The sequence below is a fragment of the Desertivirga brevis genome, assembly GCF_017355835.1.
In genome coordinates this window covers 160,789-174,113 of record NZ_JAFEWF010000003.1, presented here as the reverse complement: position 1 = coordinate 174,113, position 13,325 = coordinate 160,789, and the positions used below count along the sequence as shown (strand labels likewise).

Annotated in this window: 7 protein-coding genes; 5 read left to right on the top strand and 2 right to left on the bottom strand. The window is 41.7% G+C overall.

Annotation, left to right across the window (positions count from 1 at the left end):
* Position 1: 1 nt before the first annotated feature.
* On the bottom strand, positions 2-1,078 hold the full coding sequence (locus J4N25_RS11195; RefSeq protein ID WP_207422289.1) for a glycoside hydrolase family protein: 1,077 nt from the start codon (positions 1,076-1,078) through the stop codon (positions 2-4).
* A 559-nt stretch (positions 1,079-1,637) separates the two neighbouring features.
* Between J4N25_RS11195 and J4N25_RS11190 the strand changes: the two genes are divergently transcribed.
* The 5 genes from J4N25_RS11190 (at position 1,638) to J4N25_RS11170 (ending at position 11,767) form a co-directional block, all read left to right on the top strand.
* Entirely contained in the window at positions 1,638-3,020 is a 1,383-nt protein-coding gene (locus J4N25_RS11190) for a glycoside hydrolase family 88/105 protein (RefSeq protein WP_207422288.1), read from the top strand.
* Positions 3,021-3,108: 88 nt separating this feature from the next.
* On the top strand, positions 3,109-4,392 hold the full coding sequence (locus tag J4N25_RS11185; protein ID WP_207422287.1) for a rhamnogalacturonan acetylesterase: 1,284 nt from the start codon (positions 3,109-3,111) through the stop codon (positions 4,390-4,392).
* Positions 4,382-5,932 (top strand): rhamnogalacturonidase, encoded by a 1,551-nt coding sequence (locus J4N25_RS11180; RefSeq protein WP_242695869.1) that lies wholly within the window; start codon positions 4,382-4,384, stop codon positions 5,930-5,932. The genes J4N25_RS11185 and J4N25_RS11180 overlap by 11 nt, the downstream gene beginning before the upstream one ends.
* A 61-nt stretch (positions 5,933-5,993) precedes the next feature.
* Complete coding sequence (locus J4N25_RS11175) at positions 5,994-8,858, top strand: glycosyl hydrolase (RefSeq protein WP_207422286.1); 2,865 nt, start codon at positions 5,994-5,996, stop codon at positions 8,856-8,858.
* Positions 8,859-8,899: 41 nt separating this feature from the next.
* Positions 8,900-11,767, top strand: a complete 2,868-nt coding sequence (locus tag J4N25_RS11170) for a glycoside hydrolase family 2 protein (protein WP_207422285.1) — start codon at positions 8,900-8,902, stop codon at positions 11,765-11,767.
* Between the two features lie 86 nt (positions 11,768-11,853).
* Here J4N25_RS11170 and J4N25_RS11165 read toward each other — a convergent pair whose 3' ends face one another.
* A complete protein-coding gene (locus J4N25_RS11165; RefSeq protein ID WP_207422284.1) occupies positions 11,854-13,272 on the bottom strand; it encodes a glycoside hydrolase family 28 protein in 1,419 nt (472 codons plus the stop codon).
* Between the last annotated feature and the right edge of the window lie 53 nt (positions 13,273-13,325).

Genomic DNA, 13,325 nt, shown 5'->3' with positions numbered 1-13,325 from the left:
ATTACGATATTTTAAGGATAAAAGAAGATGCGGTCATATACACACCGCCCTGAGAGGCTGTAAATAGATATGCTGGTTTTCCTTTGATAAACAGGATTTGAGGTCGTTCTAAACGACCATAGCGTTTTAGATTTAATGGAGCAGGAGGCTCTTGAACGTAATCCCGTACGGGCTTATAACCCACCTTGGGTTCATCCCAACTTAAGCCATCCCTGGACCTAATGTGCAAACCGACTTCCTGGTTATAAACTCCCATGTCTCGGGCAAGCATATTAAATTTTCCTTGGTCTACCCATACAAAAGCATCTTCAAATTGCCTGTTCCCACCCTTTCTGGAATAATCTACTACTGGATTTCCTACGAAGCGAACATAAGGTCCTTCCAATTTATCCGCTATAGCTAACCCATATTTACGGTTACCTCTGATAACAGGATCGGTAGAATTATAATAATCGTTATTATTCCATGATTTATAGTACAACCAATACTGGCCATTAGGATGTTTTATAAACGCTGGATTCGTAGTACAATGATCGTCCCAAGCGCCTTCCGGTCCTGCCTCCAAAAGTGGAATAGCGGGTCGAACCCAGGGACCGTAAAGTGAATCTGCAGTGGCCAAACCGATTCTTTTAGTGTTAGTTTTTCCATTTGAATTCCCCATGTAGAAGAGACAGTACTTGCCGTCTACAAACTTAATATGGGGGTTATGGCAAGTAGTACCATCCCAGAAACCCGTACCACGAGGAGCAAGAACTGTGCTTACATATTGAAATGAAGCTTCGGGATGATCTGCTACCGCATGAGCTATTTCCGAACTGTTTATCCAACCGCCCATTCCTTTTTTCGCAGGCCAGCGGGAGAAGAACACATGCACTTTTCCATCTGGTCCCATAATAGGACTGTTACACCAAACATAATATCCTTCCATTTCCAATGCACGTCCAACAGGTTTCAGCCGTTTTGCCAAAGGAGAAACTTCTTTTCTCCAATCCGGCTCTGGCATCCCAAATGAAAACTTAGGCAGCATTGCTACAGCAGATAAAAGAAGTGTATTTGAAACAAATTCTCTACGCCTCATACTGGTTACATTGGTTACTGGTATTTAATAGATAACTCAGAATCGCCATCAGGATTGCCTCAACAATTCAAATAAGAAGGACTAAAATGTTCTTTAAAAGCTCAAACTATTTTCTTCCTTAATTAGCTGTTATCAATGATCTCCCGGCTTAAAAAAACTTCCCGCTTCAAGCCATCCTGACAGCCCAAAATTCCGTTTGTTATCAAGAGCCAAGAATAAAAAAAACTACGTAAATTAATTTTAACAATACTGATACATGAACGAATTATTCTTCAAGAAACATCCTATGTATTACTAATCCTCATCTGTAACAATTCTAATAAAAACAGGCTTTTCAGGATACCTCAGGATAGGTTCATTAGGGAAACTTTTTAATTTTAGCCATCCAGGCACAACCAGTTAACAACACACACTTATGGATCCCAATAAAGCTCAAGTTTTGTTCCTTGATCCGTAAAAAAGTTTTTTATACAATGAATCTAATTACGAATGGGGGATACCTTTTATAAAAGTTACCTTGTTAATAATTAAAACTATTTTTTATTAAACAACCTTTTATATGCCATTTTCAACTTACAAGTACAAGAAGACCGCCTTTAATATTGCTGTGGCGATAGGGCTTAACTTAACAACTTGTCCTTTATTTGCACAGTACACCACACTGAAAGGGAATGATTCTACTACCCCTCTTCATCTACTTAAACCAGAATACCCAACACCATATGGCGAAACAAAGCCAGCTGATGTTAAAGCGGTTTTAGATAAAGTTTTCAACTATCTAAACGCAACGACCTACACTCAACTAATCGACAAAACTAGTCAGGCTCCAGTTACTGACTATAAAAAGGCTAGCTCAAACACCGTCTTTAAGCCCGGCGATTTTCGGTTACTTAGCTATGAATGGGGAGTAACTTATACGGGGATGCTTGAGGCTGGTGTAGCAACCGGGGATAAAAAATATACTGATTACGCAGTTAGCCGTGTTAACTTCATTGCTGACGTAATTAATGGATTCAAAGAGTACTCAAGGAAAAACCCTGAAGCTGCTACACCTGTTCGCTCTTATTTAAATCCACATGCGCTGGATGATGGAGGAGCCCTGACGGCATCTTTCATAAAGACCCTTAGAACAGGACAATTAAAGTCCGACATTCGTCCGGCTATAGATAACTTCATTAGTTATATTATGACCAAGGAATTCCGCCTAAGTGACGGAACCCTTGCCCGTAACAGGCCTCAACCAAATACACTTTGGTTAGATGACCTATACATGAGCTTACCAGCGCTTGCTCAAATGGGAGTACTAACAGGGGATAAAAAATATTTTGATGAAGCTGTTAAGCAATATCGCCAATTTTCACAAAGGATGTTCAATAACGAGCGTGGCTTATACATGCACGGTTGGGTGCAAGACATGAACCCGCACCCTCAGTTTCACTGGGGAAGGGCAAATGGATGGGCAATTCTTACTAAGATCGAGCTGCTTGATGCTCTACCGGAAAACCATCCGGGGAGATCCGAAATCTTGGATCTGCTAAAAAAACACGCAGCCGGCCTAGCTCAGCGCCAAGATGGTACTGGCTTCTGGCATCAATTGCTGGATCGTAATGAAACGTATCTCGAAACCTCTGCTACAGCTATCTACGCGTACTGCATTGCACGCGCAGTGAACAAAGGATGGCTGGACCCTAAAGCTTATGGCCCCATGGCTTTACTGGCATGGAATGCAGTCGCTACTAAAGTAAATGCAAAAGGGCAAGTTGAAGGAACGTGTGTAGGCACAGGAATGGGCTTCGATCCGGCGTTCTATTTCTACCGTCCGGTAAATGTATATGCGGCTCACGGCTATGGACCTGTGCTGCTAGCCGGGGCAGAGATCTATCGAATGCTTCAGGTACATCCCTTTGTTATAAATGATAGCTCGGTACAGATAACCAAATAGTCAACAAAAAATAAAGCTAACACTTGCAGGCTGTTAGCTTTATTCTTGAAATAACACATCACCTTTTATCATTATTCTACAGATTTTAATGAAAGTATTAGCGACATTACTAGGGGGGCTTTTTGTTTCGGGCTTAGCATTTTCTCAAACAAGAAAATTTGATTTCGGCCCAGGCGCCTTAGCAACAGGTTATACACAAATCCTTCCGGGAACAACTTATACGAAAGAAAAAGGTTATGGATTTCTACCGGGTGCAACATTAACCGGAGCTGTTCATGGGAAAAATGCTCTCAAAAATGATTTCATTACCAGTGATCAGCCTTTTTATTTTACGGTTGACTTACCAGAAGGTGATTACAATGTAAAAGTTACTCTAGGGGATAAAAATGGCACCTCGGAGCAAACAGTAAGAGCTGAATGCCGTCGCCTGATGGCTTACAAGCAAGTTACTAATCAAGGGGAGATAAGAGAAAAGACATTTACAGTACACATTCGCACTCCGGAAATTGCTGATTCAAACGAAAGGGTGAAACTGAAACCGCGGGAAATCAATTACTTTCACTGGGATAACCAATTAACCCTTGAGTTTAATGGTGCTAAACCAAAGGTGGCTGCTATAGAAATTAAAAAAGCTGACAAACCAATCAGAGTTTTCCTTGCTGGTAATTCAACCGTAGTTGATCAAGCTTCAGAACCGTTCGCAGCCTGGGGGCAAATGCTTCCGGCATTTCTTGAACCTAAAAAGATCTCTGTAGCTAATTACGCTGAATCAGGAGAAACGCTTAGCAATTTCCTTGCAGGGAACCGGCTAAAAAAGATTTTAAGCCAGATGCGAAAAGGCGACTATCTTTTCATTGAATTCGGACATAACGATCAAAAACAAAAGGGAGAAGGAATTGGTCCTTTCACTAGTTATAAACGGGATTTAAAATACTTTATATCCGAAGCTCGTAAAAAAGGAGGAATTCCAGTTATTGTTACTTCTATCCAAAGGCGGAACTTTAACGAAAACGGCCAAATCAACGAAACATTGGGAGATTATCCTGCTGCCTGCAGACAAACGGCACAGGAGGAGAACGTTCCTTTAATTGATCTTAACAAGATGACTAAATCACTTTATGAAGCGTGGGGACCTGAAGAATCTGAAAAAGCTTTCGCTCATAACCCTCAGATAGATAATACCCACCCAAATCCTTTCGGGGCATATGAAATGGCAAAGTGTGTGGTGCAAGGGATTAAGGATATAAAACTTGACCTTGCGAGATACATTATCGACTTTAAGAGCTTTGATCCGGCCAAACCCGACTTAATCACCTCATTTTACTGGCCCTTAAGTCCATCGAAATCTACCATTAAGCCTGATGGGAACTAATTACTTCAATATGCACACACTTTTAGCCTTCATTTTCTGCGCTCTTTTTAGCCCCAAAACAAATGCAAGCCCAGTATACTATAATGTTAAAGACTTTGGTGCCAAAGGGGATGGTGTTACTATTGATACTGATGCAATTAATAAAAGCATTGAAGCAGCTTCGCGACAAGGTGGAGGTACCGTTTATTTTCCTGCCGGCACCTATTCAAGCTACTCAATACATTTAAAAAGCAATATTTCACTTTACATTGACCAGGGAGCAACGATCGTAGCAGCAGAACCTAAAGGCAATATTGGCTACGATGCTCCTGAACCAGCCTCTAACGATACTTACCAGGATTTCGGACACAGCCATTGGCACAACAGTTTAATTTGGGGCGAAAACCTTGAGAACATATCCATTCTTGGTCCGGGAACTATCTATGGAAAAGGACTTTCAAGAGGTGGTCCCTACAGAGCGCCTGTCGGCAACAAGGCAATCGCTTTGAAATTGTGCAGAAACGTGATTTTAAAAGACTTTACTATTCTTTACGGAGGGCACTTCGGAATCCTTGCAACAGGAATAGATAATATGACCATAAGCAATTTAAAAATTGATACAAACCGGGATGGTATTGATGTAGATTGCTGTAGGAATGTCCGCATCTCAGATTGCAGTGTGAACTCTCCCTGGGATGACGCAATTTGCCTTAAAAGCTCTTACGGGCTAGGGTTTGCTCGTGCTACCGAAAATGTGACAATTACCAATTGCCAGGTAAGTGGATATGATAGAGGCACCTTTATTAAAGGCACTTATGAACGTAAGGAGGGTCACCTCGTTCCTGACCACGAAGGACCTACCGGCCGAATTAAATTTGGGACCGAATCAAACGGAGGTTTCAAGAATATTACTATCACCAATTGTGTATTTGATTTTTGCCGTGGGCTTGCTTTAGAAACCGTGGATGGCGGACTCTTAGAAGACGTTACAATTTCAAATATAACCATGAGAGATATTGTAAATTCACCTATTTTCCTTCGCCTTGGCAGAAGAATGCGTGGTCCTGCAGGAACTCCGAAAGGACAGCTAAGACGTATAAATATCAGTAACATGGTAGTTTACAATGCCGACTCACATTTTTCTTCGCTAATTCTTGGAGATGCTGAGCGGGACATCGAAGATGTTAAACTGAGCAATATCCGGATTTTTTACCGGCCAATAGATTCGGCTGAGAGCGTAATTCAAAAAGTGGTTCCCGAAGATTCAAAAGGCTCCTATCCTGAGCCTCAAAAATTCGGCGTTATACCCGCTTATGGCTTCTTTATCCGGCATGTTAAGAATATTCAGATGGACAATGTAGAAGTTAGCTTTCTTGGCAAAGAAACTCGCCCGGCGATTGTCCTTGACGACATAGACAACATTGAACTCAACAACGTCGAGGCTCAAAAGGCACCAGGTGCGCCGCGTTTAGTATTAAAAAATGTAACAGAGTTTACCTCGTCATTGAGTAAATCTATCCCAGACAAGCGTTACAAAAAAGTAAGCGAAAAGGAGCTATGACATTCGCTTAATTTTAAAGGCAACCAGTCTACTTTAAGAATATTAATTGACAAAGAAATTGATGAACCGGAAATACTTAAAAGCAAGTCTATTAGGATCAATGCTGGCAGTAACGAGTTTTGTAAGCGCTCAGACCTCAAAGCCTGAATGGCCAAAGATTACTCAGCAAAACAAACCCTGGACACGGTGGTGGTGGGAAGGTAGCGCTGTAAACAACCAAGACCTAACCTGGATGCTGGAAGAGTATTCAAAAGCAGGTTTAGGAGGTGTAGAAATAACTCCAATTTATGGAGTGAAGGGCTATGAAAAGCAATTTCTGAACTTTCTTTCTCCGGAATGGACAAATGCACTAAAACACACATTAGAAGAAGGAAAGCGTCTCGACTTAGGCGTAGATATGGCCCAGGCATCAGGCTGGCCTTTCGGAGGTCCTTGGGTAGGAAATGAAGACGCTAGCAAATACATTGCTTTTAAAAATTACATTTTAAAGGGCGGAGAAAAACTCAAAGAGGCTGTACTATACAACCAGCCTGCTTTAGTTAGAACCGTGGGAGAACGAATTGATATTTCTAAGTTGAAAGAGCCAATTGCATCCAACCCAAATTTACAACTTCACGCGTTTGATCAGGTTCGCTTTCCGAAGGCATTGCCTTTACAGGCTTTGATGGCCTACTCGGATAAAGGACAAACTGTTGATCTGACCTCAAAAGTTGATGCAAATGGAATCTTAAATTGGACGGCCCCAGCAGGCGAATGGACGTTATACGCTGCCTTTATGGGATGGCATGGAAAGATGGTTGAACGAGCCGGTCCCGGAGGAGAAGGATATGCCATTGACCACTTCTCCAGGCAGGCAACAAGCAACTTCCTCAAGTATTTTGATGAGCAGTTTAAGGGGCACGATCTGTCTTCTCTTCGAGCGTTTTTCAACGATTCTTATGAAGTTGACGATGCTCAGGGTGAAGCAAACTGGACGCCAAAGTTTTTTGAGGAGTTCCGCAAAAGACGTGGATACGATCTGAAGAATTATCTCCCTGCGTTGTTCGCTAAAGACGTCCAAGATAAGAACCAAAGGGTCCTTACTGACTATCGTGAAACCATATCCGATCTATTGTTAGAAAACTATACAGAAACCTGGCATCAGTGGGCTAGTTCACGTAAAGCATTGATCCGAAACCAGGCACACGGTTCCCCTGCAAATATCTTAGATCTTTATGCAGCTACAGACATCCCGGAGATAGAAGGCACAGATATTTTAAGGATAAAATTTGCATCCTCTGCAGCTCACGTTACCGGGAAGCCTCTTGCTTCATCAGAATCCGCAACCTGGGAGAATGAACATTTCCTTTCAAAATTGGGCGACATCAAAAAAGCAATGGACCTGTTTTTATTGGGTGGTGTCAACCATACCTTTTACCACGGAGCAAATTACACCCCTAAAAACGATCCATGGCCAGGCTGGCTGTTCTATGCCGCTGTCCACTTCACCCCTAACAATCCCTTTTGGAAAGATTTTGGGAAGCTTAACAATTATGTAGCAAGAGCTCAATCCTTCCTTCAGTTAGGAAAGCCATCCAACGACGTTTTACTTTACCTTCCGATATACGACTCATTTGCCACACCCGGCCGCTCCCTTCTTCAACATTACGACGGATTGGAGAAAGGCTTCAAAGGTAACAGCGTGGAGGAAAACGCTAAAAATTTAGAGGAAAAGGGTTACAGTTTCGATTTTATATCTGACCGCCAAATCTACAATCTAGCTACTTTAGATAGTTTAATAAAAACGGCGGATATTACCTACAAGACAATTGTGGTTCCGCAAACCCGCTTTATGCCTTTAGCCACTTATCAAAAACTTGTAGACCTGGCAAGAAGCGGCTCAAAAGTAATATTCTTCAAAAGCACGCCGGATGACGTACCTGGACTAGGAAATTTTCTGGAACAAAGAAGGGCCGACTTCAAACATGTCACAAAGCAGTTAGCTTTTTCAGGAACAGGGGTATCAGGTCTTAAAAAGGCCAGCGTTGGGAAAGGTACGGTATATGTAACAGATGATCTTGACAAAGCCTTAAAAGCAGCAAGCGTACAACCAGAAAGTATGGTACACCAAGGTCTTCAATTTATTCGAAGAAAGAATAATGGTGCCTATTACTACTTTATTCTCAATTCAGGCAACAAGGAGATTAATGAATGGGTTCCAGTAGGAACCTCTGCAGCTTCTGTTGCCATGTTTAATCCTATGACCGAAAAATCTGGATACGCTGCTATCCGTAGGTCTTCAGGCAATACAACGGAAGTTTACTTACAACTAGCTAAAGGAGAAAGCTGCATCTTGGAAACTTCTGAAAGCCCTGTTAATGGCGCTCCTTATACTTACAGGGAGGTTCAAGGAACTGCAATACCCATCAATGGTGAATGGACAGTAAATTTTATAACTGGCGGTCCCACAATTCCAAAAGAATCAAAAACAAAAACCCTTGCTTCGTGGACGACATTTACATCGGAAGGCGTGAAGGATTTTTCAGGAACAGCAAAATATTCTACCCATTTTAAGAGACCTACAACTCCTTCGTCGAACTTGCTACTTGATCTTGGAAAGGTTGAAGAAAGCGCGAGGGTAGTAGTCAATGGACAAGAGCTTGCAACTTTACTAGGGCCTGCTTATCAAGTGGAAATACCAGCCAACTTAATGAAGAAAAAAAATAAGCTTGAAATTTTTATAACCAATTCAATGGCTAACAGGGTTATCTATCTTGATAGGAATAAAGTAAATTGGAAAAAATTCTATAATACAAATATGCCTCCAAGGAGAAGGGAGAACGCTGGTAAGGATGGTTTATTTACGGCAGCCAATTGGGAGCCACTGCAATCCGGTTTAATCGGACCCGTTACGATAACACCGCTGACTACCATCAATCCTAAATAAAACAATATAGAAGCAATCAATAAAAGAAATAAAGAATTATTATGAACTTAAAAAAGGGGATTTATGCTCTTGGGGTATCATTACTCGTTACAGCAAATGCCATAGCCCAATCTGAGGTTACGAAGCAGATTCAATATCTCTCCGGGACTGATGTCAAAAACACTAAGACCTGGGACTTTTGGGCAACAGGAGGTCGCCAAAGCGGTTTCTGGACCTCTATCCAAGTACCTTCACATTGGGAACAGCAAGGATTCGGAGGGTACAATTATGGCCGTGACTACGTCACCTACGGGAAAAATTTCCGTTTCGAAGATGAAAAAGGTCTTTACAAGCATCAGTTTGATGTTCCTTCAAACTGGCAAGGTAAAGACGTGTACGTTGTATTTGAGGGTTCAATGACAGATACAGAAGTTAAGATTAATGGAAAATCTGCTGGACCTATACATCAAGGTGCGTTTTACCGGTTCAAATATAATATCAGCGACAAGCTTAATTACGGTCAGAAAAATTTGCTTGAGGCAACGGTTAGCAAAATGTCTGCTGATAATTCTGTTAATAATGCTGAGCGACTAGCCGATTACTGGGTATTTGGCGGTATTTATAGACCAGTTTATCTTGAAGCTCTTCCAAAAGAAAACATTGACTGGACTGCAATTGATGCAAAAGCTACAGGTGCCTTCAGCATGAATGTTTATTTGAACAACGCCCAGGCCGGACGGGATATAGTTGCAGAAATTATAGATAAACAAGGCAAAGTAGTTGGAACGGTTACTACTAAGGCGACAGGTGGAGACTCTGTAGTGAATTTAAGAACTACAATTAAAAAGCCTCTCCTTTGGACCGCCGAGACGCCAAACTTATACAGCGTAAATATTTACATCAAAAATGGTGAAAATACAATCTTCAAGACTTCAGATAAGTTTGGCTTCAGAACTATCGAAGTTAGAAAGCAAGATGGCATTTATTTAAACGGCACCAAGATAAAGATGAAGGGAGTTAACCGGCACGTATTCTGGCCTGAATACGGTCGTGCCACTTTTCCCGAAGCCGACCTCATCGATGCGAAACTGATTAAGGAAATGAATATGAATGCGGTTCGCTGCTCACACTACCCGCCTGATAAAAACTTTCTCCGGCTCTGTGACTCACTTGGAATTTATGTGCTCGATGAATTAGCAGGCTGGCAAAAAGCATATAGCACTAAAGCTGGTGCTCCTTTAGTGAAAGAAATGGTCACGAGAGACGTAAATCACCCTTCTATTATTCTGTGGAGCAACGGTAACGAAGGAGGTCATAACTTTGACCTGGATGACGACTACGGTAAATACGACCTATCCAAACGTACCGTAATCCATGCACATCACAAACCCGGAAATGCCATTAACGGTATCGACTGTAATCACTACGAAGATTACTACAGTACTCAAAAGATCTTGGCGGACACTAACATCTATATGGTAACAGAGTTCTTACATGCGCAGGACGACGGGGGAGCAGGAGCTGGATTAGCAGATTTCTGGGAACTGCACTGGAATGCTAAAAAAGGTGCAGGAGGTTTTATCTGGGATTTAGCTGATGAAGGTATTATGCGTACCGACCAGAACAACATGTTGGATGTTAATGGAGTTAATGCTCCTGATGGTATCGTTGGGCCTCATCGCGAAAAAGAGGGCAGCTTTTATGCAATTCGCGAAATCTATTCTCCCGTTAGAATAACGTTAAAAAATCTGCCACCTAATTTCAAGGGAGAAATTCCAGTGGAAAACCGTTTCCACTTCACCAACTTGAATCAGTGCAAGTTTCAATGGGAACTGGTGAACTTCAAAAAGCGCGACGACGCAACTTCAGGTTACACTGTTGCTAAAAAAGCAGCTGTTACTGCACCTAATGTAGCTCCAACAGCAAAAGGTGCATTAAAGGTTATTCTCCCTGAAGATTGGAAAAATTACGACGCACTTGCGTTAACGGCTTTCGATCCCCAAAATAATGAATTATACCGCTGGACCTGGAAAGTCAAGTCGAACGCCCAGCTACTTGAAAGCATATTAGCTGGTAAAACTGGTGCGGCCGTTAACGTTACAGAGATAGACAGTCTGATCACATTGAAAGCAAGTGGAATTTCTGTAAGCTTTAACAAAAACACCGGAAAACTAGCCGGCGTTGCAAATGATAATAATAATTACAAGCTTTCTCTTAACAACGGACCAGTCCTGGTAAGCGGAAACGCTACTTTTAATGGATTGAAGCATTATAAAGAAGGCGAACAACATGTAATCGAGTCTTCTTATTCTGGGGATTTGAAATACGTAAAATGGCGGATGTCTCCAAACGGGATGTTGCAAATGGACTACGAATATGCTTTAAACGGAGACTACTGGTTTACCGGTATCAGCTTCAATTATCCGGAGAATTTCGTCCTGGGAGCCAAGTGGTTGGGTAAAGGTCCTGCACGCGTCTGGAAAAACCGTATCTATGGAACAACTTACAATGTTTTTGAAAACCGAAATAACGATACCCAAACAGGCAGGGCGCCCTGGATCTACCCTGAATTTAAAGGGTACTTTGCTGATGTAGTTTGGCTTGAGCTAAATACGGTGGAAGGGCGATTTACAGTAGCAACCCCTAATGATGATCTGTTCGTGAGGCTATTCAACTTTTACGGATTAAGCGGAATAAAACCGCATCCAGATCTACCATCCGGCGACCTTTCTTTCCTTGACAGAATCCCGCCAATTGGTACTAAACTCGGCCTGAATATCAGTCCGAACACAAAAGTTCTTGGGCCTTTAAGTGAATTGAATAAAGTTAATGCTCCAATAAGACGGACATTGTACTTCTATTTCGGCATTCCAAAAACAACGGAGAACAGGCAGTTTACAATGCCAAAAGAAAACATTCTGACTGACTAAAAGGGTGCATGCCATAAACAGCAGGCAATCAAAAAGATCGCCTGCTGTTTTATTTTTATCAACCTAACCTTAGGCAGTTGTAAGGCCTAAAAACTTACGTTAGTCGAATTCTTAATCGTCACCTTACTAGCATCTTTTGTTGAAATGTTCACATTGCTAGTCGTCCAATTCTCCGCAAATGAAATACTTCCGGCTTTAGTCGCATTGGTTACATTGAAATTCTTGAAAGAAAAATTACTTAATAAAGAACTGTTAAGACCTTCCGCTACAATAACTGCACCTTTTGCTCCATTTACGTTTATATTTGATATATAAACATCCTTAAACTTCGGAATACCTCTTTCTGCGGGCTCTACCCTGGTTAACATCACCTTCCAATGGGGAGGAACTGTTTCTATATTATACCCCGCAGGCAAGGTCGAATAACTGTAAGCAGGATTCCAGTTCATACTTACTCTAACCACTACTCCAACGTTATTTAATTCAATATCTTTAAAATGAATATCCTCCACTACGCCACCTCGGGTTGTCGCCGACTTTATATTTAAGCCATTGCTTGTTCCATTCCCCTTTAGGTTTTTAGCCAAAACGTGTCTGATACTGCCTGCTGTTTCGCTTCCAAGAGTTAATAAACCTGCCCCAGCCCTTGCAACACAATCACGGATTAAAACATATTCAGTAGGGCGGTTTACACGCAATCCATCCCAGTCCCTCCCAGCTTTTAAACAAAAATTATCGTCGTTACAATCGATATCGGAGTTCTGGATCAACACCCAGGAGGAAGAATCTACGTCAATACCATCAGTACTTGGTCCATGACCTCCGATATTATTCTGAATGGTAATTCCGTCAATGGTTACATGATGAGAATAGAGAATCTGAACTGTCCAGAAACCTGCCTGCTGAAAAGTAAGGCCAGATAATAATATATTAGAAGACTCCTGAGCTAGAAAGGTTCTAGGACGTTTCGCATCATAATCTACGATCCAACGCAGCCCTTTCGCTTCATATTCCTTTCGAAGATTCCAATAATAATCCCAGTAAGGCTTGCCCTGTGCGTTTACAATACCATCACCCGTTACCGCTGCTTTTTTCTGCCCAATGATATTAATTAAGGCCGCGGGCCAAGGCATTTCTATACCTGCTATTCGTGAGTTAATTTCAGGAAAGTGTTTAATATCAGAACTTCCCAATATTTCCACACCTTTGTCAATACGAAGGTTTACACCTTCCTTAACAAATACTGCCCCACTTAGATATCTGCCAGGCTCAAAGCTCACTACTCCTCCCCCTTTAGCTGCACAATCATCAATTGCTTTTTGAATTGCTTGAGTGTTTAAAGTTTTTCCATCACTGACAGCTCCATAACTATTTACTTTAAAGGTGGCATTCTTGAAGACAAGCTTAACAGATCCGACCTTTTTTGTCCATTTAGGATCCCTTTCCCTGGCACTTAATGACTGTAGAATAAGCAAACAACAGCAGAATAATAAGTATTTTTTCATATTGGTTAACTGCCACTACATGGCGTACGAAGTTATATCTTAAAAAAAAATTG

What these genes read in the sequence shown, in the direction of transcription:
- J4N25_RS11175 (WP_207422286.1), top strand. Translation starts at nt 5,994, where the DNA reads ATGAACCGGAAATACTTAAAAGCAAGTCTATTAGGATCAATGCTGGCA.
- J4N25_RS11165 (WP_207422284.1), bottom strand. Translation starts at nt 13,272, where the DNA reads ATGAAAAAATACTTATTATTCTGCTGTTGTTTGCTTATTCTACAGTCA.
- J4N25_RS11190 (WP_207422288.1), top strand. Translation starts at nt 1,638, where the DNA reads ATGCCATTTTCAACTTACAAGTACAAGAAGACCGCCTTTAATATTGCT.
- J4N25_RS11180 (WP_242695869.1), top strand. Translation starts at nt 4,382, where the DNA reads ATGGGAACTAATTACTTCAATATGCACACACTTTTAGCCTTCATTTTC.
- J4N25_RS11170 (WP_207422285.1), top strand. Translation starts at nt 8,900, where the DNA reads ATGAACTTAAAAAAGGGGATTTATGCTCTTGGGGTATCATTACTCGTT.
- J4N25_RS11185 (WP_207422287.1), top strand. Translation starts at nt 3,109, where the DNA reads ATGAAAGTATTAGCGACATTACTAGGGGGGCTTTTTGTTTCGGGCTTA.
- J4N25_RS11195 (WP_207422289.1), bottom strand. Translation starts at nt 1,078, where the DNA reads ATGAGGCGTAGAGAATTTGTTTCAAATACACTTCTTTTATCTGCTGTA.